The following is a 24,349-nucleotide window of genomic DNA, read 5'->3' as shown; positions in this document are numbered from 1 at the left end:
TATGTTTTAGCAGAGTATGCTGCTAAAGCACGGGTAGCTATCCAATAATTGAAATAAAGTGCTGAACAACAACATCACAACACACGTAATAACCACAATAATGGGGATTGTCAGGATGAATATGAAGGGTAAAGCGTTATTGGCAGGATGTATCGCCCTGTCTTTGAGCAATATGGCGTTTGCTAAGGATATTAAAGTTGCTGTTGTCGGCGCGATGTCCGGTCCGGTAGCACAATATGGCGATCAGGAATTTACCGGCGCAGAGCAGGCGATTGCAGATATTAACACCAAGGGCGGCGTGAAAGGCGACAAACTGGTCATGGTGAAATATGACGATGCCTGTGACCCGAAACAAGCGGTAGCGGTTGCTAACAAAGTGGTCAACGACGGGATTAAATACGTTATCGGTCACCTGTGCTCTTCTTCCACTCAGCCTGCGTCAGATATCTATGAAGACGAAGGTATTCTGATGATCACCCCAGCGGCAACGGCGCCAGAGCTGACCGCACGCGGCTATAACCTGGTGTTACGTACCACCGGTCTGGATTCCGATCAGGGCCCTACGGCCGCCAAATATATTGTTGAAAAAGTGAAGCCGCAGCGCATTGCGATCGTTCACGACAAACAACAGTACGGTGAAGGCTTGGCGCGCTCCGTGCAGGACAACCTCAAGAAAGCCAACGCTGACGTGGTGTTCTTCGACGGGATCACCGCCGGTGAGAAAGATTTCTCTACGCTGGTGGCGCGTTTGAAGAAAGAGAACATCGATTTCGTTTACTACGGCGGTTACCACCCGGAAATGGGGCAGATCCTGCGTCAGGCACGCGCTGCGGGTCTGAAAACTCAGTTTATGGGACCAGAAGGGGTAGCGAACGTGTCGCTGTCTAATATCGCCGGTGAATCAGCAGAAGGCTTACTGGTAACGAAACCGAAGAACTACGACCAGGTACCAGCGAACAAACCGATTGTGGACGCCATCAAGGCCAAGAAACAGGATCCGAGTGGTGCATTCGTATGGACCACCTACGCTGCGCTGCAATCTTTGCAGGCTGGTCTGAACCAGTCTGACGACCCGGCTGAAATTGCCAAATACCTGAAAGCAAACTCGGTGGAAACCGTCATGGGGCCGTTGTCCTGGGATGCGAAGGGCGATCTGAAAGGCTTCGAGTTTGGCGTGTTTGACTGGCATGCTAACGGGACGGCGACAGACGCCAAGTGATTTTCCCGGCGCCTTTCGCGCCGCAGGTGTGTTGGCTGCGTTATTCAACCCCGGTCACTTACTTATGTAAGCTCCGGGGATTTTATAACTTGCCGCCTGCCTGCAACACGTAATTCTTGGGAAACTACTAGTAATACAATTGGTTGGGGGCGGTTTTCTACCGTTTCTCCCAACCATTTTCCTGGGCCGTAAACCCTAACGCCTGCATAAACGCGGCCATCACGCTGCGGTCTTCAACGCCGACATCGGCCATCCACCATGCACTCACATCAGGATTTACCCGGATGACCTCTTCGATCAAATACTGGCCCACACCACGACGGCGGGTGATATCGCGCACGCGCAATGAATCCAGTGCGCCTTGTGTGCCGCTCAGCGTGACCCGCACTGCGCCGAGCAGGCGCTCGTTAAAGCGCGCGGCGTAGATCCGATGCGTTTCATCTACGCTTAACGATGAGGGGGAGTACTCCGGCCAGATTTTGCCCAGATCAATCTGATCCTGGGCGCTAAAGTTATCTAAACGAACGATGGTCAGCTTCATTAACAGCATGTCCAAATCACAAAAGATGGAATCAGTGTACCGAAATAATTCACCCGGATGCTTTCTCTTTTTTATTCAATTAACCAGGTTAATAGTTTTGTAACAACGATATTGACAGTTTGAAACATCAGAGATTGAAAAATAGGCAGGATAATACCCTGGAATGCAGCATTTTATTCCGCTCTTTGTGCCGTTATTTTATGCTGACAAACGTGCTTTTTTTTGTTTATCTATAGTGAAAAGCAGAATATTATCTTTTCTTAATCGACTGAAAAATAGAGCTTTTAGCATCAATTTGCTTAAAAAACTGCGCTAAACCATTAATGAGACTGGTAAAAATAGTGCAGTTCAAAAAAAGCACAGTCTGCTTTTTAACCATATAAATACAAAATATTAATTACGTCACGAATGGGGATTCAGGAATATGAAACGGAATGCAAAAACAATCATCGCAGGAGCGATAGCACTGGTCATGTCACACGCGGTCATGGCGGATGATATCAAGGTCGCTGTGGTTGGCGCGATGTCAGGCCCGGTCGCGCAGTGGGGTGATATGGAATTTAATGGCGCGCGTCAGGCCATTAAAGATATCAATGCCAAAGGCGGGATCAAAGGCGACAAACTGGTCGCCGTGGAATATGACGACGCTTGCGATCCGAAACAGGCCGTGGCGGTAGCGAACAAAATCGTCAATGACGGCATTCAGTACGTTATTGGACATCTGTGCTCATCTTCCACGCAACCGGCATCCGATATCTACGAAGATGAAGGCATTCTGATGATTTCCCCGGGCGCGACCAACTCGGAGCTGACCCAGCGCGGTTACGCACACATTATGCGTACAGCGGGCCTGGACTCCTCTCAAGGGCCGACCGCCGCGAAATACATTCTGGAGAAGGTGAAACCACAGCGTATCGCCATCATTCACGATAAGCAGCAATATGGTGAAGGTCTGGCGCGTTCGGTACAGGACAGCCTGAAAGCAGGCAATGCCAATATCGTCTTCTTTGACGGAATCACCGCCGGAGAAAAAGATTTTTCTGCGCTGATTGCCCGCCTGAAAAAAGAAAATATCGACTTTGTTTATTACGGCGGCTACTACCCGGAAATGGGACAAATGTTGCGCCAGGCTCGTTCTGTCGGCCTGAAAACCCAGTTTATGGGACCAGAGGGCGTAGGTAATGCGTCGCTGTCTAACATTGCCGGTGATGCCGCTGAAGGCATGTTGGTGACTATGCCTAAACGTTATGACCAGGATCCAGCGAATAAAGCGATCGTTGATGCGCTCAAAGCTGACAAGAAAGATCCAAGCGGCCCGTACGTGTGGATCACGTATGCAGCCGTCCAGTCATTGGCAACCGCCATGGACCGCAGCGGCAGCAAAGAGCCGTTGGACCTGGTGAAAGATTTGAAAGCACACGGGGCTGATACCGTGATTGGGCCGCTGAAATGGGACGAAAAAGGCGATTTGAAGGGATTTGAGTTTGGTGTCTTCCAGTGGCACGCGGACGGATCATCGACCGTTGCGAAGTAATCGCTGAAGACGAGTTATCCCACCGCCCGTGTAAAACGGGCGGGTTAAGAAAGGTTACCTTATGTCCGAGCAGTTCCTCTATTTCTTGCAGCAGATGTTTAACGGCGTCACGCTGGGAAGCACCTATGCGCTGATCGCCATCGGCTACACGATGGTGTACGGCATTATTGGCATGATCAACTTCGCCCACGGCGAGGTGTATATGATCGGCAGTTATGTCTCCTTTATGATCATCGCTGCGCTAATGATGATGGGCATTGATTCCAGTTGGCTACTGGTCGCGGCGGGTTTCGTCGGCGCGATTGTGATTGCCAGCGCCTACGGCTGGAGCATAGAACGCGTGGCGTATCGGCCCGTGCGCAGCTCCAAGCGACTGATCGCGCTGATTTCCGCTATCGGGATGTCCATCTTCCTGCAAAACTACGTCAGCCTGACGGAAGGCTCGCGCGACGTCGCATTACCCAGCCTGTTTAACGGCCAGTGGACCGTCGGCAGCAGCGAAAACTTCTCTGCTTCCATCACCACCATGCAGCTGGTTATCTGGATAGTAACCTTCCTGGCGATGCTGGCGCTGACGCTGTTTATCCGTTACTCCCGTATGGGACGCGCCTGCCGTGCCTGCGCGGAAGATCTGAAAATGGCCAGCCTGCTCGGTATAAATACCGATCGCGTGATTGCGCTGACCTTTGTGATTGGCGCGGCAATGGCGGCGGTCGCGGGTGTGCTGCTCGGTCAGTTCTATGGCGTAATTAACCCCTACATCGGTTTTATGGCCGGGATGAAGGCCTTTACCGCAGCGGTATTGGGCGGTATCGGTAGTATTCCAGGGGCGATGATCGGCGGCCTGATTCTGGGCGTCGCGGAAGCGCTCTCCTCTGCTTACTTGAGTACTGAATACAAAGACGTGGTGTCGTTCGCGCTGCTGATTCTGGTGCTGCTGGTGATGCCGACCGGTATTCTGGGTCGCCCGGAGGTAGAGAAAGTATGAAACCGATGCATTTTGCAATGGCGCTGCTCTCTGCCGCGATGTTCTTCGTCCTGGCGGGCGTCTTTATGGGCGTCCAGCTGGAGCTTGACGGCACCAAACTGGTGGTGGATTCCGCGGCGGATATTCGCTGGCAGTGGGTGTTTATCGGTACTGGCGTGGTCTTCCTCTTCCAGTTGCTGCGTCCAGCCTTCCAGAAGGGTCTGAAGAGCGTCTCCGGGCCGAAGTTTATTCTGCCGGCGATTGATGGCTCCACCGTTAAACAGAAGCTGTTTCTGGTGGCGCTGCTGGTGATTGCCGTGGCGTGGCCGTTTATGGTGTCACGCGGTACGGTGGATATCGCCACGCTGACGATGATTTATATCATCCTCGGCCTCGGCTTAAACGTGGTGGTGGGGCTTTCCGGCCTGCTGGTGCTGGGCTACGGCGGCTTTTATGCCATCGGCGCTTACACTTTCGCACTGCTGAACCACTATTACGGCCTCGGCTTCTGGACATGCCTGCCGCTGGCAGGGCTGGTTTCCGCTGCTGCGGGCTTCTTGCTCGGTTTCCCGGTGCTGCGTCTACGCGGGGATTATCTGGCGATTGTGACCTTAGGCTTCGGCGAAATCGTTCGTATCCTGCTGCTCAACAACACCGAAGTGACCGGTGGCCCGAACGGTATCAGCCAGATCCCGAAACCGACTTTTTTCGGTCTGGAGTTTAGCCGTACCGCCCGTGAAGGCGGCTGGGATACCTTCAGCAACTTCTTTAACGTGAAGTACGATCCCTCCGACCGTGTGATTTTCCTGTATCTGGTGGCGCTGCTGCTGGTGGTCTTCTCGCTGTTTGTTATCAACCGTCTGCTGCGTATGCCGTTGGGGCGTGCGTGGGAAGCGCTGCGCGAAGATGAAATTGCCTGTCGCTCGCTGGGCTTAAACCCTACGCGCATCAAGCTGACCGCCTTTACCATCAGCGCCGCGTTCGCCGGTTTTGCTGGTACGTTGTTCGCCGCGCGCCAGGGCTTTGTCAGCCCGGAATCCTTCACCTTTGCCGAGTCGGCCTTTGTGCTGGCAATTGTGGTTCTGGGCGGAATGGGCTCACAGTTCGCGGTGATCCTCGCGGCCATCCTGCTGGTGGTGTCCCGCGAGTTGATGCGTGATTTCAATGAATACAGCATGTTAATGCTGGGTGGTTTAATGGTACTGATGATGATCTGGCGTCCGCAGGGCTTGTTGCCGATGACCCGTCCACAGTTGAAACTGAAAAACGGGGAAGCAAAAGGAGAGCAGGCATGAGTCAGCCATTATTATCCGTTAACGGCCTGATGATGCGCTTCGGCGGTCTGCTGGCGGTAAACAACGTTGAGCTGGAGCTGCGGCCACAGGAGATAGTTTCGTTAATTGGGCCAAACGGCGCGGGAAAAACCACGGTCTTTAACTGTCTGACCGGTTTTTATAAACCCACCGGCGGTACCATTAAGCTGCGCGACCAGCATCTGGAAGGGCTGCCGGGACAGCAAATCGCGCGGATGGGCGTGGTGCGCACTTTCCAGCACGTCCGTTTGTTTCGCGAGATGACGGTGATTGAAAACCTGCTGGTGGCGCAACATCAGCAGCTGAAAACCGGCGTGTTTTCGGGCCTGTTGAAAACCCCGTCGTTCCGCCGCGCGCAGAGTGAAGCGTTGGATCGCGCCGCCACCTGGCTGGAGCGTATTGGTTTGCTGGAGCATGCCAACCGTCAGGCCAGTAACCTGGCCTACGGCGATCAGCGTCGTCTGGAGATCGCCCGTTGCATGGTGACCCAGCCGGAGATCCTGATGCTCGACGAACCCGCCGCAGGTCTTAACCCGAAAGAGACCAAAGAGCTGGACGAGCTGATTGCTGAGCTGCGTAATCATCACAACACGACAATCTTGTTGATTGAACACGACATGAAGCTGGTGATGGAGATTTCGGACCGTATTTACGTGGTGAACCAGGGCACGCCGCTGGCGAACGGGACGCCGGAACAGATTCGTAACAACCCGGACGTGATCCGCGCCTATTTAGGTGAAGCATAATGGGGGCGAGAGATAATATGGATAAGGTGATGTTATCGTTTGATAAAGTCAGCGCCCACTACGGCAAGATACAGGCGCTGCACGACGTCAGCTTGTATATCAATCAAGGTGAAATCGTGACGCTTATTGGCGCCAACGGCGCGGGAAAAACCACGCTGCTCGGTACGTTGTGCGGCGACCCGCGCGCGACCAGCGGGCGAATCGTCTTTGATGATAAAGACATTACCGACTGGCAGACGGCGAAAATCATGCGCGAAGCGGTGGCGATTGTCCCGGAAGGGCGTCGCGTGTTTTCCCGCATGACGGTGGAGGAGAACCTGGCGATGGGCGGTTTTTTTGCCGAGAAGGACCAGTTTCAGGAACGCATCAAGTGGGTGTATGACCTGTTTCCTCGCCTGCATGAGCGCCGTATTCAACGTGCGGGAACGATGTCCGGCGGCGAACAGCAGATGCTGGCGATAGGCCGTGCGCTGATGAGCCAGCCGAGGCTGCTACTGCTTGATGAACCATCGTTGGGCCTGGCGCCGATTATCATCCAGCAGATCTTTAACACCATAGAGCAATTGCGCGAGCAGGGGATGACCATCTTCCTCGTCGAACAGAACGCGAACCAGGCGCTGAAGCTCGCCGATCGCGGCTACGTGCTGGAAAACGGTCATGTGGTGCTGGAAGACACCGGCGATGCGTTACTGGCTAATGAAGCGGTGCGCAGCGCGTATCTGGGCGGTTAATTCTCTGCTTCCCTGCTGGATGGCGGCGTAAACGCTTTATTCGGCCTACGGTATGTGTAGGCCGGGTAAGAGGCATAAACATCGCCATCTGGTGTTTCATTTAAATTGCCTATACGTGTCTCAGCTCCCACTTTCCCTTCTTACAACTTTCACCGCCTTGCCATCTGTTTGTCGCCTTACTATCTTTTTTTTGTAATAAAAAAGTTATTTTTCTGTCATTCGAGCATGTCATGTTACCCCCGCGAGCATAAAACGCGTGATATCGCGCATCCGGCACAACAAGAGAGATAACCGATGATATCGTTACGACATACAGCTTTAGGACTGGCACTTAGCCTGGCGTTTGCAGGTCAGGCACTGGCGGTCACCACCATCCCATTCTGGCATTCAATGGAAGGCGAACTGGGTAAAGAAGTTGATTCTCTGGCGCAACGCTTTAATGCCGCCAATCCCGACTACAAAATTGTTCCGCAGTACAAAGGCAACTATGAGCAGAACCTGAGCGCAGGTATTGCCGCTTTCCGTACCGGAAACGCGCCTGCGTTGCTGCAGGTTTATGAAGTGGGTACGGCAACGATGATGGCTTCGAAAGCCATTAAACCGGTGTATGAAGTATTCAAAGAGGCTGGCATTAACTTCGATGAGTCTCAGTTTGTACCGACGGTTTCCGGCTATTACACCGACTCTAAAAGCGGACATTTACTCTCCCAGCCTTTTAACAGTTCCACCCCAGTGCTGTACTACAACAAAGATGCCTTCAAAAAAGCAGGTTTAGACCCTGAGCAACCGCCGAAAACCTGGCAGGACCTGGCGGAATACACTGCGAAGCTGAAAGCCGCAGGTATGAAGTGCGGTTACGCCAGTGGCTGGCAGGGTTGGATTCAGATTGAAAACTTCAGCGCCTGGAACGGTCTGCCGGTCGCCACCAAAAACAATGGCTTTGACGGTGCTGACGCGGTACTGGAATTCAATAAACCCGAGCAGGTAAAACACATTGCCTTGCTGCAAGAGCTGAACAAAAAAGGGGATTTCAGTTACTTCGGGCGTAAAGATGAATCCACAGAAAAGTTCTATAACGGTGAATGTGCTATTACTACAGCTTCCTCCGGCTCATTAGCGAATATCCGCCAGTACGCCAAATTCAATTACGGCGTCGGCATGATGCCGTACGATGCTGATGTGAAGGGCGCACCGCAGAACGCAATTATTGGCGGGGCCAGCCTGTGGGTGATGCAGGGCAAAGATAAAGCAACCTACGAAGGCGTGGCAAAGTTCCTCAACTTCCTGGCACAGCCAGAAATTGCGGCTGAATGGCATCAGAAAACCGGTTACCTGCCGATCACGACTGCCGCATACGACCTGACACGTGAGCAGGGTTATTATGATAAGAATCCTGGGGCCGATATTGCCACCCGCCAGATGCTGAACAAACCGCCGTTGCCGTTTACCAAAGGGCTGCGTCTGGGCAACATGCCGCAGATCCGCACTATTGTGGACGAGGAACTGGAAGGGGTATGGACCGGGAAGAAAACCCCACAGCAGGCGTTGGATGCCGCCGTTGAGCGTGGTAATCAGTTACTGCGCCGCTTTGAGCAATCGACCAAGTCTTAAGTGTATAAGTGCCGGATAGGTGCTTGCACCGCCATCCGGCACCTTCCAGGAAAAGAATCTACATGTCCTCATCTCGTCCGGTGTTCCGCTCGCGCTGGCTTCCTTATTTGCTGGTGGCCCCGCAGCTGGTTATCACTGTTATTTTCTTTATCTGGCCCGCCGGTGAAGCGCTGTGGTACTCGCTACTATCCGTTGATCCGTTTGGTCTTTCCAGCCAGTTTGTCGGACTGGAGAATTTTGTCGCGCTGTTCCATGACCCGTACTACCTTGATTCATTCTGGACCACCATTAAGTTCAGTACGTTAGTCACGGTGAGCGGCTTACTGGTGTCGTTATTTTTTGCGGCGCTGGTGAATTACGTGGTACGCGGCAGCCGTTTTTACCAGACACTGATGCTATTGCCTTACGCCGTTGCGCCGGCCGTCGCTGCCGTATTGTGGATCTTCCTGTTTAACCCGGGACGCGGGCTAATTACCCATTTTCTCGGTGAGTTTGGCTATGACTGGAACCATGCGCAAAACAGCGGTCAGGCGATGTTTCTGGTGGTGTTCGCGTCGGTCTGGAAGCAGATTAGTTACAACTTCCTGTTCTTCTTTGCCGCACTGCAGTCTATTCCGCGGTCGCTGATCGAAGCCGCCGCGATCGACGGCGCAGGACCGGTTCGCCGCTTCTTTAAACTGGCGCTGCCGCTGATTGCGCCGGTCAGCTTCTTTCTGCTGGTGGTGAATCTGGTTTATGCCTTCTTTGATACCTTCCCGGTGATCGATGCCGCCACGGCAGGTGGACCGGTACAGGCGACCACTACGTTGATTTATAAGATCTATCGCGAAGGGTTTGTCGGGCTGGATCTGGCGTCTTCCGCTGCACAATCGGTGGTGCTGATGTTCCTGGTCATTATTTTGACGGTGGTGCAGTTCCGCTATGTGGAAAGTAAGGTGCGTTACCAATGATTGAGAACCGTCCTGGGCTGACAATATTCAGCCATACCATGTTGATTATGGGGATCATGGTGATCCTGTTTCCGCTGTACGTCGCGTTTGTCGCGGCGACGCTGGACAATAAAGCGGTGTTTGAGACGCCGATGACGCTGGTTCCCGGCACACAGTTGCTGGAAAACATGAAATACATCTGGGTCAACGGCGTGGGCGTCAACAGCGCGCCGTTCTGGCTGATGATGCTCAACAGTTTCATCATGGCATTCAGCATTACGGTAGGGAAAATTACTGTCTCTATGCTCTCCGCATTCGCCATCGTCTGGTTCCGCTTTCCGCTGCGCAACCTGTTTTTCTGGATGATTTTTATCACCCTGATGCTACCGGTTGAGGTGCGTATTTTCCCGACGGTAGAAGTGATTGCCAACCTGAAAATGCTCGACAGCTATGCAGGCCTGACGCTGCCGTTGATGGCGTCAGCGACAGCGACTTTCCTGTTCCGTCAGTTCTTTATGACCCTGCCGGATGAACTGGTTGAGGCGGCGCGTATTGACGGCGCGTCACCGATGCGTTTTTTCCGCGATATCGTACTACCGCTGTCAAAAACCAATCTGGCTGCGCTATTCGTGATCACCTTTATCTACGGCTGGAACCAGTATCTGTGGCCGTTGTTAATTATTACCGACGTCAATTTGGGCACTGCGGTGGCGGGCATCAAAGGCATGATTGCCACTGGTGAAGGCACCACACAGTGGAACCAGGTAATGGCAGCCATGCTGCTGACGCTCATCCCTCCGGTAATCATCGTGTTAGCCATGCAGCGTGCCTTCGTATGTGGCCTGGTCGATAGTGAGAAATAAAAATGGCTGGTTTAAAACTACAGGCAGTAACCAAAAGCTGGGACGGCAAAACCCAGGTAATTAAACCGCTGACGCTGGACGTCGCGGACGGGGAATTTATTGTGATGGTTGGGCCATCCGGCTGCGGTAAATCTACGCTATTGCGGATGGTGGCTGGGCTTGAACGGGTGAGCGGCGGCGATATCTGGATTGATAATAAACGCGTCACCGAAATGGAGCCAAAGGATCGTGGTATTGCGATGGTCTTCCAGAACTATGCGTTGTACCCGCATATGAGCGTGGAAGAAAATATGGCCTGGGGGCTGAAAATTCGCGGGATGGGCAAGGAGCATATTGCTGAGCGGGTGAAAGAGGCAGCGCGTATTCTCGAACTGGATGGCCTGCTTAAACGTCGTCCACGTGAGCTTTCCGGCGGCCAGCGCCAGCGCGTGGCCATGGGGCGGGCGATTGTCCGCGACCCGGCGGTATTCCTGTTCGATGAGCCGCTTTCTAACCTCGATGCCAAGCTGCGCGTACAGATGCGTCTGGAATTACAACATCTGCATCGTCGGCTGAAAACCACCTCGCTGTACGTGACACACGATCAGGTTGAAGCGATGACCCTCGCCCAACGGGTAATGGTGATGAACAAAGGCATTGCCGAGCAAATCGGTACCCCGGTTGAGGTGTATGAGAAACCTGCCAGCCGCTTTGTGGCGAGCTTTATCGGCAGCCCCGCAATGAATCTGCTGGACGGTCGCATCAGCGCCTCGGGTACGCATTTTGAGCTGGGCGATGGTATGTCGTTACCTATCGGTAGAAGCGCCGGGGAGTGTGTTGGGCGTAACATGACGCTGGGTATCCGCCCGGAGCATATTGCGCTAAGCTCGCAGGCCGAAGGTGGCGTGCCGTTGGTCGTCGACACGCTGGAAATGCTGGGTGCGGATAATCTGGCACATGGACGTTGGGGTGAGCAAAAACTGGTGGTGCGGTTGGCGCATCAGCATCGCCCGACTGCAGGCAGCACGCTGTGGCTGCATCTGCCAGAAAATCATCTGCATCTTTTTGATGGCGAAACAGGACAACGTGTATGAGTAACTGGCCTTACCCCCATATTGTCGCCCATCGTGGCGGCGGTAAGCTGGCACCGGAAAATACCCTGGCGGCGATCGACGTGGGGGCGCGATACGGGCATACCATGATTGAGTTTGACGCTAAATTGTCGAAAGACGGTGAGATCTTCTTGCTGCATGACGACAACCTGGAACGCACCAGCAACGGCTGGGGCGTGGCAGGCGAATTGAACTGGCAGGATTTATTGCGCGTGGACGCCGGGGGCTGGTTTAGCGGTGAGTTTAAAGGCGAACCGCTGCCGCTGCTCTCGCAAGTTGCTGAGCGCTGCCGCCAACACGGCATGATGGCAAATATTGAGATCAAACCCACCACCGGGACGGGGGCGCTCACCGGGAAGGTCGTGGCGCTGGCCGCGCGTGAACTGTGGGCGGGAATGACGCCACCGCTGTTGTCATCCTTTGAGATTGATGCTCTTGAAGCGGCGCAACAGGCGGTGCCTGAACTGCCGAGAGGCTTGCTGCTTGATGAGTGGCGCGAGGACTGGCGTGAGCTGACCACCCGGCTTGGCTGCGTTTCTATTCACCTTAATCACAAGCTGTTGGATGAAACGCGCGTGGATGCGCTGCACGACGCGGGGCTACGTATACTGGTTTATACCGTAAACCGACCCCAGCGCGCGGCAGAACTGCTGCGCTGGGGCGTAGACAGCATCTGTACCGATGCCATTGATACCATTGGTCCGGATTTCCAGCCCAGTTAAGGCCCAATCGTTTTTAACGGAACGTTAGGTTGCGGCGTGCTGGAGGGCTTCAGCATGTCGCCGTTCTTTTTCTCCGACAGCATATGTTGCTTATTCAGCGAGCTGTCCGGATTACGGGGTCCACTCAACATCCCACCGTTGCTGTTAGGCAGCATTTGCTGCCGTCCAGAATTCAACTCGCCCGGCTGCGACTGTAGCACGCGCTGGGTGTTCGTGTTGATTTGGTTTTCCATATGCTGTTGCTGCATGCGCGTCTGCGTTTGCAACTGCTGGTTGAGCATCCCTTTCTGCTGAATCTGCTGTGATTGCATTTGGGTTTGCATACGCTGCTGGCTCGGGATCTGATAACCGGGCTGATTCGGGTTATTCATGGTGTTGATGGGCTGTGCAAAGCCTGCAAAGGGCAAGAGCATGGCTAAAAGTAAGAGTCGTTTCATCGCTTTTCTCCTCTCGGGGATCGTTTAAGTTTACTCCTTTCTCGCCGTGACGATGATTATTTCAGAGTTATGCACCAGGCTTAGTGGGGGCCGACCCCCATACATCTGGAGAATAACGATGATAAAACCGACGTTTTTACGCCGGGTAGCCATTGCTGCTCTGCTCTCAGGAAGTTGTTTTAGCGTGGCTGCTGCGCCGGCTGCGCCACCGCCGGTGTCTTACGGTGTTGAGGAAGATGTGTTCCATCCCGTGCGTGCGCAACAGGGGATGGTGGCTTCCGTGGATGCGTTAGCCACCCAGGTTGGGGTGGATATTCTTAAACAGGGCGGGAATGCCGTTGATGCCGCCGTTGCCGTGGGTTACGCGCTGGCGGTGACGCATCCGCAGGCGGGCAATCTGGGCGGCGGTGGGTTTATGCTGCTGCGCACCAAAGACGGTAACACCACAGCGATTGATTTTCGTGAAATGGCCCCTGCTGGCGCGACCCGCGACATGTTCCTCGATGAGCAGGGCAACGCCGATGCGAAAAAATCGCTAACCTCACATCTGGCATCCGGTACGCCGGGTACCGTGGCGGGTTTCTCGCTGGCGCTGGAGAAATATGGCACGATGCCGCTGAACAAAGTCGTGCGCCCGGCAATGAAGCTGGCGGAAGAAGGCTTTGTTGTTAACGACGCGCTGGCTGACGATCTGAAAACCTATGGCAGCGAAGTGCTCCCTAATCACGAAAACAGCAAAGCCATTTTCTGGAAAGACGGCGAGCCGCTGAAAAAGGGCGACAAGCTGGTGCAAACGAACCTGGCGAAAAGCCTGGAGATGATTGCCGAAAATGGCCCGGATGCGTTTTATAAAGGGGCGATTGCCGATCAGATTGCTGAGGAAATGCAGAAGAACGGCGGGCTGATGACCAAAGAGGATTTAGCCGCCTATAAAGCCGTGGAGCGTACGCCGATTAGCGGCGACTATCGCGGATATCAGGTCTTCTCGATGCCGCCGCCGTCCTCTGGCGGTATTCATATCGTGCAGATCCTCAATATTCTCGAAAACTTCGATATGAATAAGTACGGGTTTGGCAGCGCTGATGCCATGCAGGTAATGGCTGAAGCGGAGAAATATGCCTACGCCGACCGTTCGGAGTATCTGGGCGACCCGGATTTTGTGAAAGTGCCGTGGCAGGCGCTGACCAATAAAGCCTATGCCAAATCGCTTGCCGATCAGATTGATATCAACAAGGCTAAGCCTTCCAGCCAGATCAAACCTGGCAAGCTCGCGCCGTATGAAAGCAATCAGACCACCCATTTCTCGGTGGTGGATAAAGACGGCAATGCCGTGGCGGTGACATATACGCTGAACACCACCTTTGGCACCGGAATTGTGGCGGGAAACACCGGCATTCTGCTTAATAACGAAATGGACGATTTCTCCGCCAAACCGGGCGTGCCGAACGTTTACGGGTTGGTGGGTGGCGATGCCAACGCGGTTGGGCCGAAGAAGCGTCCGCTGTCATCAATGTCGCCGACTATCGTGGTTAAAGACGGGAAAACCTGGCTGGTTACTGGCAGTCCTGGCGGAAGCCGAATTATCACTACTGTGCTGCAAATGGTAGTCAACAGCATTGATTTTGGAATGAATGTCGCCGAAGCGACCAACGCGCCGCGCTTCCATCATCAGTGGTTGCCCGATGAACTGCGCGTTGAGAAAGGGTTTAGCCCGGACACCATTAAGCTGCTGGAACAGAAAGGGCAGAAAGTCGCACTGAAGGAAGCGATGGGCAGCACGCAGAGCATTATGGTAGGACCGGATGGCGCACTGTATGGCGCGTCCGATCCGCGTTCCGTGGATGATTTAACGGCGGGATACTAAAGATAACGGCCCTCTTCGGTCGGAGAGGGCTGATTTGGACAGTTTAATTTTTAGCGAACATAATATTTCAAACTAAAAAAGATGCTGTTGCTCTTTGATCAAGTTAAAGCCATTTTGGGCTACTTTGTAGCGTGGTCTTGATTTATCTTCGCCATATACAACATCAACCAATCCGCTATTGACAAGGCTCGTTACGATATTCGCAACGTTACCAAATCCAGGAACGTTTCTCGTATAAAGCGCACGATCCAGAGCTATCCAGTTCCAGTTAATATCTTTTTCGGCCATAACTTTCAGTACGTTAAATTCTGTTTCAGTTATCATGGTTTATCGCGTCCGAGTAAGCTTAGCTTCGTGTTGTTTTGCTCGTTTCGTAGTCTTTTAAATATTTCTCCAGCGGCCAGGCAGTACCTAAATCAACGATTTCACCGCTATCTTTATCGATGATGAAAGGCACATTTCCTGCCAGGCGGGAAGCGTTGTCTCCGGTTTCGAGGTATTCCCTCGATTCGAAGCAAAAAAACCAACCTTCTGCAAACCGTCCGTGGAGTGTGATGACGACGGAAGCATCCGCCTCGCTAAGGTACGTATTAGCTTTGTTTATGGCTTCTTCATAAGTAAACATAGAAATCTTCCTGGCGGTACGAAGCTTTATCGTTGACCTATTACTCTTTTCGCTCAAGCCCAATATATTCAACAAAACCCTCTCCAGAGTAAACATTCATTCTTACTCTGAGAATATCTATTGCATCTTTTGCAAGTTCTTTAGGTATGAATAAAACAAAAACTCTGTCATCGCCATCAATAATTGTTCCTAATGCCAATTGCGAAAATATATCGTCTGGCAATATATAATCACCCAATGTCTTTCTGATAATTTCTTTTGCTTTTTGTTCTAAAAAATTTAAAGATATTTTTCTCATTGTGCGCTCTTGTCGTTATTAACGAACAGTGTCTAAAATTTCATTTAAAAATTCAGTAAAGGATTTAAATGTTCCAAATACATTGTCAGTGCCGATGTTATCTCTAATTTCAAAAAGACAGGTTTTAGTATCATAGATGAATAGTGAAATACTATCGTCACCAATGACTAATCGTTCTGCAAAATCAGGATTTATATAGTCATCATTATTTCTATAAAATTCGTTCATGATAAATAAGTTCTTAACTAAAGGTTCTGGTATTGAAACACTGAAAATTCTTAATCCGTTATACTCAAACCCATCCATTGTTTCTAAGAATGTTAAATAATCAGGTTGATTAGAGAATAATATGCAGACTTCATCGCATAATTGTTCGAGTATCGGTGATGTTTCAGTTTCAGAGTTTCTTTTTGTGATACTTTCAACAAAGGAGTTCTTTATGGCGTCTTCTATAGGGTAATCGAAATCATCCATCATCTTTTTTAATTCAACTAAGAGATCTTCAATTTTCATTCTTACTTAATCCTGGGTTGCTATTTGAGTGGATAAATTGAGCCTGATGGGATAGCCCAGAATGTTGTTTTGCTTTCACCTGGTAACATTGTTCTTGTTACATTGGATTGCATATTGGTAAATAATTTGTGATATGGCTCATTTTCTATTAATATTAAATTATCAAAGTTGTTTGTTCCTCCATCATCTAATGGTAACTTATGGTGAACACTATAGTTATAAGGCGTATTCCCATTACTCATTTTTAAAAAGTCATTTGAGTTAAATCTATTCACTAAACTTGGATTTTTTGCGAGATCAATAAGGAATTTTTTCCTTATGGTACTATTAAATTCCTTTCGCAATACTGCTGCTTCAGTGGGGTTTCTTCGGGTATAATTTATTTCTTTTATTGTTACGCCACTGAGTAATTTCGGCTCACCTCTCAATCTTCCAAGATAGATATTAATCTCTTGATAAATTTCAGAATTAGAGCGTCTAGCTAACAAAATAGAACCTGCTGCAAGTGCAGCGCCTGCAGTTTTTTCATTCATAACCTGCTCGTAACCCGCTGGCGCATCACCTCCCAACTTCTCCGCTATTTCCCTGAACCCCTCTATATTCCCGTTGTAGATCCCTCCGGCGGCAAGTAGTCTGCCAATCCCTTTGCTGTTTAACGTTTTGAGGCCGTTGTCTGTGGGCGTTTTTGGAGGGGGGATAAACAGGCGGTTGTAGTTCTCGGGCAACGCCAGGTAACTGAACTCAGTGTTGGCAATAAGATGTTTGCAGAGGATATATTCATAGCTGATGGTTATTGTTTCTGTATCTAAACTATTTTCACTGAACTGCTGCTGAATACCGGATAAGAATGCTCCCCGCAGTTGAATATAATAATACTTCTCCCATCTACCGAATCTATTGATGCGGTAGAAATAAAACTCCATATACAATTGCTCGTTGTTGTTAATCGCATTAATAAACAACGGCGTGCTTTTATCGATCAGCTTACAAAAGCGTAGTCCGTGCAACTGAGAGCCTTTGCCGGTACTGGTTATACTATTAGCGAGCGAAAAGGCAAAGATTTCGTCCTCGTGTCCGATTTGCCAGCGATTACCCACAGATACAGTGGTTCCACATCCGTCAGAAATGGCGCCTTGTTGCTGCCCTGAAACCATCAGATAGACGATATCACTCATGACATCCTTATCCTTTTATTACGTGTTGTCGTAAAAATGGTAATTTTTATCTTTGCTTTTTATTACGCTTCCTAGTGTCGTTCGTATATAGCAGAAATAAAACGTTTCACTTTAAGTGAATTTTCTTGAGGGGAATCTGAATATAGATAATGTATGAGATAAGAATTTATACATTCAATAAGTTGGAGTTATTGATGGAGGGTTTTCTGATGTTAATTGAACCGTATCAATGGCCTACAGCGTTCTCAACGATGTAGGCCTGAATGAGTTGTTATGGCGCATATCGCTGCAGTGATTCGGACCAGCGAAATATGTGACTGCTTTTATCCTGCAGGTTAACGACCTCCAAATCATAAAATCCCTGCGTCTTTGCTGACCGCAATTTCAGGATGTACTTACTCTCGCTGATGTCGTGCTGTCGCGTTCCGTCCTGGTTCCAGTCTCCGGCGATGTCCTGATATTGATAAACAAGGTCGGAAAACACGTTGATTATCTTGTTGTCTTTGATCGTGTACAACTCCAGCACTTCATAAAATGCGCCGCCGCCTGAATACGCCTCAGAGTAGCCACCGCGCACCCCGAACGCCAGAGTATCGGGAGCGATCCGGTACGGTGCCAGATCCAATTTTGTATAATAAGCCAGCGGTCTGACGGACTCATCATCGCTCTCTTTATCGGCGGCTTTATTCCACGCCGAGATCTGGTTTAACGGTTTTTCTGAGCGGGCAATAGGCACTAGCTGTTGGTTCTGCCAGGAAAAAACGCCGAGATATAATTTATTGGCGCGTCCGTTGCTGTAGTTTTCCGGACAGGTGTTATCCGCGTACTTTTTTGCCTGCCCGGCATCGGCCTGATTGTCTGCGAAACAGGCGACGCCAATGTATTTTCCGTCTTTGCCCCAGGCTTTGGCGCCGGTGAGGATCAGATTATTAGGATTTTCGTTTGGCGCAACCCAGCCAATCCACTGGTTCTCTGATAATCCCTGCGGAAGTTCACCAAATCCTTTCGCAGGTGTTGCCCCTGCCATTTGCTCAGCAAAAATCTGTTTACCTTCAGGATGTTGAATAGCGCCGGGGACAGCATCGAGATTTTGTACGGTCGTGGCGAAAGCTGGAGAGAGCGAGGCCAGTAAAACCAGGGGAACAAACTTTTTCACTATTGCGTCCTTTCAATAAGCAGGGCGAGATGACTCGCCCTTCAACATTATTTCACACGCGCCATAAAATACGCATCCACGTACTCGCCGTTGCGCAGTCCGTATTTCTTACCTGTCCCTTCGATCTCAAAGCCATGCTTTTTATAGACCGCAATTGCAGGTTCGTTATCAACAAACACCGTTAACTCGATACGGTCGACGCGCAGCCAGTTGTCGCACATGTCGATCATCGTACGGAGAAGCGCGCTGGCAACGCCGCGATTCTGCCAGCGGGCATCAACGCAGATACCAAAATCGGCGACATGGCTGCGGCGGGGGCGCTGAGCAACGTCGATGCAGAGATGTCCGACGACGATATCATCAATGCACGCGACCAGTTGTTTGATTCCGACCCGTTCGGTTAGTCGCTCTTGCCACATCTCCATGGAAGGATGAGGAACCTGTAGCGTGTTGTGATACACCTCCGGCTGGGCATGGATCTGACGAATTGCGTCGTAATCTTTAGGTTCAGCGTGGCGAATCACTATCTCACTCATTCCTTATCTCCTTCAGGGTTAATTGAGTCTTTACCCTCGCTGAGAAAGAAAATTCCGTCAACTGCATTTTTTTGCAAAAAGAAGTAGACAAGTGCGAATGAGAATGATTATTATTGCTCTGCGTTCGGGGGAACCCCTATGGAGAACCTGAAAGCACGACATTGCTCACATTGCTTCCAGTATTACTTTAGCCAGCTTTTGCTGGCTTTTTTTTGGGGTTTTGTGTCTGCCTGGCTTACTTGCCATTTTGCCCCCGGGAAGTGCTCGTGCTCCTCACGTACATTTAGTACGCTCCGGGCCCTGCGCGCTTGCCGTGAACAAACTGCCTGCGACGCCGACGGCCGATCCTGTCGCACCTGTGGTGCAGTTCAAACGCCATCCGGCAAAGAATCCAACATTCAGTCTCCAGCCGCTTTGCGCTATGGTGTAGACAATCATCTTCAAAAGGACTGTCTCATGACCTTACACTGCGCATTTATTGGTTTTGGTAAAAGTACCACTCGCTACCATTTGCCGTACGTCCTCAACCGCAAAAATAGCTGGCATGTCGCGCACATTTTCCGCCGTAACGCCAGGCCGGAAGAGCAGGCGCCGCAGTATTCGCATATTCACTTCACCAGCGACCTCGACGAGATCTTAAACGATCCGCAGGTGAGGTTAGTGATCGTCTGTACCCATGCTGACAGCCATTTTGACTACGCCAAACGTGCGCTGGAGGCGGGTAAAAACGTGCTGGTTGAGAAGCCGTTCACGCCGACGCTGGCAGAAGCAAAAGTGCTGTTCGAACTGGCGCAAAGCAAAGGGCTGACCGTTACGCCGTATCAGAATCGTCGTTTTGACTCCTGCTTCCTAACCGCTAAAAAGGCGATTGAGAGCGGTAAACTCGGCGAAATTGTTGAGGTTGAAAGCCATTTTGATTACTACCGTCCCGAGGCGGAAATTAAGCCGGGACTGCCGCAGGACGGCGCATTTTATGGCCTGGGCGTACACACTATGGACCAGATTATCTCGCTGTTCGGTCGCCCTGAACACGTGGCCTATGACATTCGCAGCCTGCGTAATAAAGCGAACCCGGACGACACCTTTGAAGCGCAACTGTTCTACGGTGACCTGAAAGCCATTGTTAAAACCAGCCATCTGGTGAAAATCGACTATCCGAAGTTTATCATTCACGGCACCAAAGGCTCGTTTGTGAAGTACGGCATCGACCAGCAGGAAACCAGCCTGAAGGCCAATATCATGCCGGGTGATCCAGGTTTCGCTGCTGACGATTCCATCGGGGTACTGGAGTACGTTAACGATGACGGCCTGACGATAAAAGAAGAGATGAAACCGGAAGTAGGGGACTATGGTCGCGTCTATGATGCGCTATACCAGACGCTGACCGCCGGTACGCCTAATTACGTCAAGGAATCTGAAGTTCTTACCAACCTGGAACTTCTCGAACGCGCCTTTGAACAGGCATCTCCGGCGACGGTAACCCTCGCCAAATAGCTTGCACAGACTCCTCTGGGCTTGTTCATATTTTTTGAACAGAGGAGTCAATTTTCACCCTCTATGATCCCAGGCAGATTGAGTCCACACTTACTCCATCGAAAACATCTGGGGGTGAACACAATGATCTATTTACGCAAAGCTAATGACCGTGGTCATGCGAATCATGGCTGGCTCGATTCCTGGCATACCTTCTCTTTTGCCAACTATTATGACCCGAATTTTATGGGGTTCTCGGCACTGCGCGTGATTAACGATGACGTGATTGACGCAGGCCAGGGCTTTGGCACTCACCCCCATAAAGATATGGAAATCCTGACCTACGTGCTGGAAGGCGCGGTAGAACATCAGGACAGCATGGGTAACAAAGAGCAGGTTCCTGCCGGTGAGTTCCAGATTATGAGCGCCGGGACGGGGATCCGTCACTCGGAGTACAACCCGAGCAATACTGAGAAGCTGCATCTGTATCAAATCTGGATCATGCCGCAAGAGAACGGTATTACGCCGCGCTATGAACAGCGTCGTTTCGATGCCGCTCAGGGTAAACAACTGGTGCTGTCGCCGGATGCTCGTGATGGCTCGCTGAAAGTGTACCAGGATATGGAGCTGTACCGTTGGGCGTTGGTCAAAGATGAGCAGTCGGTACATCAGATTGCCGCTGAACGTCGCGTCTGGATCCAGGTCGTTAAAGGCAACGTCACCATTAACGGAACTAAAGCGACTACCAGCGATGGCCTGGCAATCTGGGATGAACAGGCAATTTCTATTCATGCCGACAGCGACAGCGAAGTGTTACTGTTTGATCTGCCGCCAGTCTAACGTGCTGTAACCCTTTGTAGGCCGGATAAGACGCGAAAACGTCGACATCCGGCTTTTCATCGTTTGTCATTAATTCCATGCGTCCGTGGTAAACTGGGGAAATCTATCCCTTTTTAACGCTTCAGGACGATGAAAAAGAAAAGACCCGTACTTCAGGATGTAGCCGACCGCGTGGGCGTGACCAAAATGACGGTCAGCCGCTTTTTGCGTAATCCGGAGCAGGTCTCCGTGGCGCTGCGGGGAAAAATTGCCGCTGCACTTGATGAGCTGGGTTATATTCCCAATCGCGCTCCTGATATCCTTTCCAACGCCACCAGCCGCGCTATCGGCGTTCTGTTGCCCTCTCTCACCAACCAGGTTTTTGCTGAAGTATTACGCGGCATTGAGGCCGTTACCGACGCCCATGGGTATCAGACCATGCTGGCGCACTACGGTTATAAACCCGAAATGGAGCAGGAGCGTCTGGAGTCGATGCTGTCGTGGAATATCGACGGTCTGATCCTCACCGAGCGTAGCCACACGCCTCGTACCCTGAAAATGATTGAGGTCGCCGGTATCCCGGTGGTTGAGCTGATGGACAGCCAGTCTCCGTGTCTGGATATTGCCGTCGGCTTTGACAACTTCGAAGCTGCGCGCCAAATGACTGCGGCGATCATTGCCCGCGGGCATCGTCATGTTGCCTATCTTGGCGCACGTCTTGATGAACGTACTATCATCAAACAGAGAGGCTACGAGCAGGCCATGCATGATGCCGGTCTGGTGCCATATAGCGTGATGGTGGAACAATCTTCCTCCTATTCGTCCGGTATTGAACTCATCCGTCAGGCGCGACGTGAATACCCGCAGCTTGATGGCGTCTTCTGTACCAACGATGACCTGGCGGTAGGGGCGGCCTTTGAATGCCAGCGTTTAGGGCTGAGAATTCCTGACGATATGGCGATTGCCGGTTTCCACGGTCACGACATCGGACAGGTGATGGAGCCGCGTCTGGCGAGCGTGCTCACGCCGCGTGAACGCATGGGCAGCATTGGCGCTGAACGTCTGCTGGCGCGCATCCGTGGTGAAGCAGTCACACCTAAAATGTTAGATTTAGGTTTCACCTTGTCACCGGGCGGATCTATTTAAGCCAACAAGTTTGAAGTAGCTCACACTTATACACTTCGAGCACGAATGGATATTGCTTCTCTATTTATCCGGCTGGACAATGTTACCGATAACAGTTACCCGTAACAATTTCCAGATTCTTGTACCAGTGGGGGCAACGCTTTGAGCACGACTAATCATGATCACCACGTTTACGTTCTGATGGGCGTATCGGGCAGCGGTAAATCTGCTGTAGCCAGTGAAGTGGCGCATCAACTGCAGGCCGCGTTTCTTGATGGCGATTTTCTCCATCCGCGCAGCAACATCATGAAAATGGCTTCTGGTGAGCCACTCAACGATGACGACCGTAAACCGTGGTTACAGGCGCTGAATGACGCCGCCTTTGCGATGCAGCGTACCAACAAGGTTTCGCTAATCGTCTGTTCCGCTCTGAAAAAAGTCTATCGCGACCAGCTGCGCGACGGTAACCCGAACCTCTCTTTCATCTATCTGAAAGGGGATTTTGACGTTATCGAAAGCCGCCTGAAAGCACGAAAAGGCCACTTCTTCAAAACGCAGATGCTGGTAACTCAGTTTGAAGCGCTGGAAGAACCGGGTGCGAATGAAAACGATGTACTGGTGGTCGATATCGATCAGCCACTGGACGGTGTGGTCGCCAGCACCATTGAGGTTATTAACCAGGGCAGTAAGTAGTGAGTACATTAACGCTTGTTTTAACAGCAGTAGGGTCTGTTTTATTACTGCTGTTTTTAGTGATGAAGGCGCGTATGCACGCCTTCCTTGCTTTGATGGTGGTGTCTATTGGTGCAGGTCTCTTTTCCGGTATGCCGCTCGATAAAATCGCGGCAACCATGGAAAAGGGGATGGGCGGCACGCTTGGCTTCCTGGCGATCGTGGTGGCACTGGGGGCGATGTTCGGCAAGATTTTGCATGAGACCGGCGCAGTCGATCAAATTGCCGTCAAAATGCTGAAATCCTTCGGTCACAGTCGCGCACATTACGCGATTGGCCTGGCCGGGCTTATCTGTGCATTGCCGCTGTTCTTTGAGGTGGCGATTGTGCTGCTGATTAGCGTAGCGTTCTCGATGGCGCGTCACACCGGTACCAACCTGGTTAAATTAGTCATTCCGCTGTTTGCAGGCGTAGCGGCAGCTGCGGCGTTTTTACTGCCAGGGCCAGCGCCGATGTTGCTGGCTTCGCAGATGCACGCTGACTTTGGCTGGATGATCCTGATTGGCCTGTGTGCCGCGATTCCGGGCATGATTATCGCCGGGCCGTTGTGGGGGAATTTCATCAGCCGTTACGTTGAGCTGAACATTCCTGATGACATTACCGAGCCGCATCTGGGCGAAGGTAAAATGCCGTCCTTCGGCTTTAGCTTGTCGCTGATCCTGCTGCCGCTGGTATTGGTTGGTTTGAAAACCATCGCCGCGCGTTTTGTGCCGGTTGGTTCTTCAACTTATGAATGGTTTGAGTTTATCGGCCACCCGTTTACTGCGATTCTGGTAGCGTGTCTGGTGGCGATTTACGGTCTGGCGATTCGCCAGGGTATGCCAAAAGACAAAGTGATGGAGATCTGCGGTCACGCGCTGCAACCGGCGGGGATTATCCTGCTGGTGATTGGTGCAGGTGGCGTGTTTAAACAGGTGTTGGTTGATTCCGGCGTCGGTCCAGCGCTGGGCGAAGCATTAACCGGAATGGGTCTGCCGATTGCCATTACCTGCTTCGTGCTGGCGGCAGCGGTGCGTATCATTCAGGGTTCCGCGACCGTGGCCTGCTTAACGGCGGTCGGTCTGGTGATGCCGGTGATTGAACAGCTAAACTTCTCCGGTGCGCAGATGGCAGCACTGTCTATTTGTATCGCAGGCGGCTCGATCGTGGTCAGCCACGTTAACGACGCCGGTTTCTGGTTGTTCGGTAAATTTACCGGCGCAACGGAAGCACAAACGCTGAAGACCTGGACGATGATGGAAACCATCCTCGGCACGGTCGGCGCAATTGTCGGTATGATTGCTTTCCAGTTGTTGAGCTGAGTCTTGTTGCCCGGTGGCGCTTGCGCTT

Annotated in this window: 26 protein-coding genes; 17 read left to right on the top strand and 9 right to left on the bottom strand. The window is 51.6% G+C overall.

The genetic code is table 11. The features are described 5' to 3' along the window. Positions 1-115 precede the first annotated feature (115 nt). A complete protein-coding gene (livJ, locus tag ACU8YC_RS16880; RefSeq protein WP_151216893.1) occupies positions 116-1,219 on the top strand; it encodes a branched chain amino acid ABC transporter substrate-binding protein LivJ in 1,104 nt (367 codons plus the stop codon). A 157-nt stretch (positions 1,220-1,376) separates the two neighbouring features. On the opposite strand, the gene panM is transcribed toward livJ, so the two are convergent. Then, entirely contained in the window at positions 1,377-1,760 is a 384-nt protein-coding gene (gene panM / locus ACU8YC_RS16875; RefSeq protein ID WP_151217210.1) for an aspartate 1-decarboxylase autocleavage activator PanM, read from the bottom strand. A gap of 424 nt (positions 1,761-2,184) precedes the next feature. Between panM and livK the strand changes: the two genes are divergently transcribed. From livK to ugpQ, 10 genes are all read left to right on the top strand, one after another. Next, positions 2,185-3,294, top strand: a complete 1,110-nt coding sequence (gene livK, locus ACU8YC_RS16870) for a high-affinity branched-chain amino acid ABC transporter substrate-binding protein LivK (RefSeq protein ID WP_446895570.1) — start codon at positions 2,185-2,187, stop codon at positions 3,292-3,294. A 61-nt stretch (positions 3,295-3,355) separates the two neighbouring features. Then, positions 3,356-4,282: a high-affinity branched-chain amino acid ABC transporter permease LivH gene (gene livH / locus ACU8YC_RS16865; RefSeq protein WP_003023435.1), complete on the top strand. Its 927-nt coding sequence runs from the start codon at positions 3,356-3,358 to the stop codon at positions 4,280-4,282. Beyond that, entirely contained in the window at positions 4,279-5,556 is a 1,278-nt protein-coding gene (gene livM, locus ACU8YC_RS16860) for a branched chain amino acid ABC transporter permease LivM (protein WP_003023436.1), read from the top strand. The genes livH and livM overlap by 4 nt, the downstream gene beginning before the upstream one ends. Continuing rightward, entirely contained in the window at positions 5,553-6,320 is a 768-nt protein-coding gene (livG, locus tag ACU8YC_RS16855) for a high-affinity branched-chain amino acid ABC transporter ATP-binding protein LivG (protein WP_446895569.1), read from the top strand. Before livM ends, livG begins: the two co-directional genes overlap by 4 nt. Before the next feature lie 17 nt (positions 6,321-6,337). Next, positions 6,338-7,051, top strand: coding sequence for a high-affinity branched-chain amino acid ABC transporter ATP-binding protein LivF (gene livF / locus ACU8YC_RS16850; protein ID WP_151216891.1), 714 nt, complete (start codon positions 6,338-6,340; stop codon positions 7,049-7,051). Positions 7,052-7,345: 294 nt separating this feature from the next. Continuing rightward, on the top strand, positions 7,346-8,662 hold the full coding sequence (gene ugpB / locus ACU8YC_RS16845; RefSeq protein ID WP_151216890.1) for a sn-glycerol-3-phosphate ABC transporter substrate-binding protein UgpB: 1,317 nt from the start codon (positions 7,346-7,348) through the stop codon (positions 8,660-8,662). 62 nt (positions 8,663-8,724) lie between these two features. Continuing rightward, positions 8,725-9,612 (top strand): sn-glycerol-3-phosphate ABC transporter permease UgpA, encoded by an 888-nt coding sequence (gene ugpA, locus ACU8YC_RS16840; protein ID WP_151216889.1) that lies wholly within the window; start codon positions 8,725-8,727, stop codon positions 9,610-9,612. After that, positions 9,609-10,454 (top strand): sn-glycerol-3-phosphate ABC transporter permease UgpE, encoded by an 846-nt coding sequence (gene ugpE, locus ACU8YC_RS16835; protein ID WP_446895568.1) that lies wholly within the window; start codon positions 9,609-9,611, stop codon positions 10,452-10,454. The genes ugpA and ugpE overlap by 4 nt, the downstream gene beginning before the upstream one ends. Positions 10,455-10,456: 2 nt before the next feature. Then, positions 10,457-11,527 (top strand): sn-glycerol-3-phosphate import ATP-binding protein UgpC, encoded by a 1,071-nt coding sequence (locus ACU8YC_RS16830; RefSeq protein ID WP_151216887.1) that lies wholly within the window; start codon positions 10,457-10,459, stop codon positions 11,525-11,527. After that, entirely contained in the window at positions 11,524-12,267 is a 744-nt protein-coding gene (gene ugpQ / locus ACU8YC_RS16825; protein ID WP_151216886.1) for a glycerophosphodiester phosphodiesterase, read from the top strand. Before ACU8YC_RS16830 ends, ugpQ begins: the two co-directional genes overlap by 4 nt. Here ugpQ and ACU8YC_RS16820 read toward each other — a convergent pair. After that, the gene (locus ACU8YC_RS16820) at positions 12,264-12,704 is read right to left on the bottom strand and encodes a DUF2756 family protein (RefSeq protein WP_151216885.1); all 441 of its coding nucleotides are present in this window, start codon (positions 12,702-12,704) and stop codon (positions 12,264-12,266) included. The genes ugpQ and ACU8YC_RS16820 overlap by 4 nt on opposite strands. Positions 12,705-12,822: 118 nt before the next feature. Here ACU8YC_RS16820 and ggt point away from each other — a divergent pair, with 118 nt between their 5' ends. After that, positions 12,823-14,568 (top strand): gamma-glutamyltransferase, encoded by a 1,746-nt coding sequence (gene ggt / locus ACU8YC_RS16815; RefSeq protein WP_446895567.1) that lies wholly within the window; start codon positions 12,823-12,825, stop codon positions 14,566-14,568. Positions 14,569-14,640: 72 nt separating this feature from the next. Here ggt and ACU8YC_RS16810 read toward each other — a convergent pair whose 3' ends face one another. The 7 genes from ACU8YC_RS16810 to yhhY form a co-directional block, all read right to left on the bottom strand. Beyond that, positions 14,641-14,892 carry a hypothetical protein gene (locus tag ACU8YC_RS16810; protein WP_049014307.1) on the bottom strand — a complete coding sequence of 84 codons (252 nt, stop codon included), beginning with the start codon at positions 14,890-14,892 and terminating at the stop codon, positions 14,641-14,643. 22 nt (positions 14,893-14,914) lie between these two features. Continuing rightward, on the bottom strand, positions 14,915-15,193 hold the full coding sequence (locus ACU8YC_RS16805; protein WP_048232943.1) for a YrhB domain-containing protein: 279 nt from the start codon (positions 15,191-15,193) through the stop codon (positions 14,915-14,917). A 40-nt stretch (positions 15,194-15,233) separates the two neighbouring features. Further along, entirely contained in the window at positions 15,234-15,491 is a 258-nt protein-coding gene (locus ACU8YC_RS16800; protein WP_087879327.1) for a hypothetical protein, read from the bottom strand. 18 nt (positions 15,492-15,509) lie between these two features. Further along, entirely contained in the window at positions 15,510-16,004 is a 495-nt protein-coding gene (locus ACU8YC_RS16795; protein ID WP_446895566.1) for a YrhA family protein, read from the bottom strand. Positions 16,005-16,024: 20 nt separating this feature from the next. After that, positions 16,025-17,179 (bottom strand): type VI secretion system tube protein TssD, encoded by a 1,155-nt coding sequence (tssD, locus tag ACU8YC_RS16790; protein ID WP_446895565.1) that lies wholly within the window; start codon positions 17,177-17,179, stop codon positions 16,025-16,027. Between the two features lie 271 nt (positions 17,180-17,450). Continuing rightward, complete coding sequence (locus tag ACU8YC_RS16785) at positions 17,451-18,335, bottom strand: hypothetical protein (RefSeq protein ID WP_446895564.1); 885 nt, start codon at positions 18,333-18,335, stop codon at positions 17,451-17,453. A 47-nt stretch (positions 18,336-18,382) separates the two neighbouring features. Next, positions 18,383-18,871, bottom strand: a complete 489-nt coding sequence (yhhY, locus tag ACU8YC_RS16780) for an N-acetyltransferase (RefSeq protein WP_151216880.1) — start codon at positions 18,869-18,871, stop codon at positions 18,383-18,385. A 456-nt stretch (positions 18,872-19,327) separates the two neighbouring features. Here yhhY and ACU8YC_RS16775 point away from each other — a divergent pair, with 456 nt between their 5' ends. From ACU8YC_RS16775 to gntU, 5 genes are all read left to right on the top strand, one after another. Further along, positions 19,328-20,365 carry an oxidoreductase gene (locus ACU8YC_RS16775; protein ID WP_414438367.1) on the top strand — a complete coding sequence of 346 codons (1,038 nt, stop codon included), beginning with the start codon at positions 19,328-19,330 and terminating at the stop codon, positions 20,363-20,365. Between the two features lie 123 nt (positions 20,366-20,488). Then, complete coding sequence (gene yhhW, locus ACU8YC_RS16770) at positions 20,489-21,184, top strand: quercetin 2,3-dioxygenase (RefSeq protein ID WP_003023472.1); 696 nt, start codon at positions 20,489-20,491, stop codon at positions 21,182-21,184. A gap of 129 nt (positions 21,185-21,313) precedes the next feature. After that, a complete protein-coding gene (gntR, locus tag ACU8YC_RS16765) occupies positions 21,314-22,309 on the top strand; it encodes a gluconate operon transcriptional repressor GntR (protein ID WP_106107687.1) in 996 nt (331 codons plus the stop codon). A gap of 141 nt (positions 22,310-22,450) precedes the next feature. Then, on the top strand, positions 22,451-22,981 hold the full coding sequence (gene gntK, locus ACU8YC_RS16760) for a gluconokinase (protein ID WP_003023475.1): 531 nt from the start codon (positions 22,451-22,453) through the stop codon (positions 22,979-22,981). Beyond that, positions 22,981-24,321: a gluconate transporter gene (gene gntU, locus ACU8YC_RS16755; protein WP_003023477.1), complete on the top strand. Its 1,341-nt coding sequence runs from the start codon at positions 22,981-22,983 to the stop codon at positions 24,319-24,321. The genes gntK and gntU overlap by 1 nt, the downstream gene beginning before the upstream one ends. Positions 24,322-24,349 lie beyond the last annotated feature (28 nt).

It is taken from the genome of Citrobacter sp. VF227 (genome assembly GCF_052950715.1).
The sequence above is the reverse complement of the archived record's forward strand: the minus strand, read 5'-3'. Positions and strand labels throughout refer to the sequence as shown.

What these genes read in the sequence shown, in the direction of transcription:
- ugpA (WP_151216889.1), top strand. Translation starts at nt 8,725, where the DNA reads ATGTCCTCATCTCGTCCGGTGTTCCGCTCGCGCTGGCTTCCTTATTTG.
- ACU8YC_RS16820 (WP_151216885.1), bottom strand. Translation starts at nt 12,704, where the DNA reads ATGAAACGACTCTTACTTTTAGCCATGCTCTTGCCCTTTGCAGGCTTT.
- gntR (WP_106107687.1), top strand. Translation starts at nt 21,314, where the DNA reads ATGAAAAAGAAAAGACCCGTACTTCAGGATGTAGCCGACCGCGTGGGC.
- tssD (WP_446895565.1), bottom strand. Translation starts at nt 17,179, where the DNA reads ATGAGTGATATCGTCTATCTGATGGTTTCAGGGCAGCAACAAGGCGCC.
- livM (WP_003023436.1), top strand. Translation starts at nt 4,279, where the DNA reads ATGAAACCGATGCATTTTGCAATGGCGCTGCTCTCTGCCGCGATGTTC.
- livF (WP_151216891.1), top strand. Translation starts at nt 6,338, where the DNA reads ATGGATAAGGTGATGTTATCGTTTGATAAAGTCAGCGCCCACTACGGC.
- livH (WP_003023435.1), top strand. Translation starts at nt 3,356, where the DNA reads ATGTCCGAGCAGTTCCTCTATTTCTTGCAGCAGATGTTTAACGGCGTC.
- ggt (WP_446895567.1), top strand. Translation starts at nt 12,823, where the DNA reads ATGATAAAACCGACGTTTTTACGCCGGGTAGCCATTGCTGCTCTGCTC.
- livG (WP_446895569.1), top strand. Translation starts at nt 5,553, where the DNA reads ATGAGTCAGCCATTATTATCCGTTAACGGCCTGATGATGCGCTTCGGC.
- ugpQ (WP_151216886.1), top strand. Translation starts at nt 11,524, where the DNA reads ATGAGTAACTGGCCTTACCCCCATATTGTCGCCCATCGTGGCGGCGGT.
- ACU8YC_RS16800 (WP_087879327.1), bottom strand. Translation starts at nt 15,491, where the DNA reads ATGAGAAAAATATCTTTAAATTTTTTAGAACAAAAAGCAAAAGAAATT.
- livJ (WP_151216893.1), top strand. Translation starts at nt 116, where the DNA reads ATGAATATGAAGGGTAAAGCGTTATTGGCAGGATGTATCGCCCTGTCT.
- ugpE (WP_446895568.1), top strand. Translation starts at nt 9,609, where the DNA reads ATGATTGAGAACCGTCCTGGGCTGACAATATTCAGCCATACCATGTTG.
- ACU8YC_RS16810 (WP_049014307.1), bottom strand. Translation starts at nt 14,892, where the DNA reads ATGATAACTGAAACAGAATTTAACGTACTGAAAGTTATGGCCGAAAAA.
- ACU8YC_RS16805 (WP_048232943.1), bottom strand. Translation starts at nt 15,193, where the DNA reads ATGTTTACTTATGAAGAAGCCATAAACAAAGCTAATACGTACCTTAGC.
- ACU8YC_RS16775 (WP_414438367.1), top strand. Translation starts at nt 19,328, where the DNA reads ATGACCTTACACTGCGCATTTATTGGTTTTGGTAAAAGTACCACTCGC.
- ACU8YC_RS16830 (WP_151216887.1), top strand. Translation starts at nt 10,457, where the DNA reads ATGGCTGGTTTAAAACTACAGGCAGTAACCAAAAGCTGGGACGGCAAA.
- ugpB (WP_151216890.1), top strand. Translation starts at nt 7,346, where the DNA reads ATGATATCGTTACGACATACAGCTTTAGGACTGGCACTTAGCCTGGCG.
- yhhY (WP_151216880.1), bottom strand. Translation starts at nt 18,871, where the DNA reads ATGAGTGAGATAGTGATTCGCCACGCTGAACCTAAAGATTACGACGCA.
- panM (WP_151217210.1), bottom strand. Translation starts at nt 1,760, where the DNA reads ATGAAGCTGACCATCGTTCGTTTAGATAACTTTAGCGCCCAGGATCAG.
- yhhW (WP_003023472.1), top strand. Translation starts at nt 20,489, where the DNA reads ATGATCTATTTACGCAAAGCTAATGACCGTGGTCATGCGAATCATGGC.
- livK (WP_446895570.1), top strand. Translation starts at nt 2,185, where the DNA reads ATGAAACGGAATGCAAAAACAATCATCGCAGGAGCGATAGCACTGGTC.
- ACU8YC_RS16795 (WP_446895566.1), bottom strand. Translation starts at nt 16,004, where the DNA reads ATGAAAATTGAAGATCTCTTAGTTGAATTAAAAAAGATGATGGATGAT.